The 428-nt window shown below is 51.6% G+C and carries 1 protein-coding gene; it reads left to right on the top strand.

Translation table 11 applies throughout. The features are described from left to right. Positions 1 to 428 (top strand): Ig-like domain-containing protein (locus H5157_RS20705; protein WP_182725424.1); only part of this gene is annotated, 428 nt, incomplete at both ends.

The raw sequence follows: 428 nt of genomic DNA, 5'->3' as shown, positions 1-428 counted from the left end.
GGTGATGAACACCCAATCACCGCCACCGTGGATGCAAACGGTGATTGGCAAGCAACCAGCCCTGAATTACCGGATGGAAGCTACACCGTGCAAGCCAGTATCACCGATGATGCAGGCAACACCGGTGGCGCGACACAAACGGGCAACTTAGATACCTTAGCGCCAACACTGACGTTAGACACAGTCGGCGCAACCAACGACAGCACGCCAACAATCAGCGGGACATCGAACGCGCCAGTAGGCACGGTTATAACGATTAACGTCACGGATGCAGATAATACAGAAACGTTTACTGCAACAGTACAAGCCGATGGCAGCTGGTCAGCAGATGTACCGAACGCGTTAACTGATGGTCCACTCACTATTGAAGCAAGCGTTAGTGATAACGCCGGTAATACCACTACATTAAGTGAAACCGCAACACTCAA

The organism is Pseudoalteromonas sp. SG43-3 (assembly GCF_014164385.1).
GTDB classification, from domain to species: domain Bacteria; phylum Pseudomonadota; class Gammaproteobacteria; order Enterobacterales; family Alteromonadaceae; genus Pseudoalteromonas; species Pseudoalteromonas distincta.
Note: the sequence above shows the minus strand (reverse complement) of the source record. Positions and strands in the feature narration are given on the sequence as shown.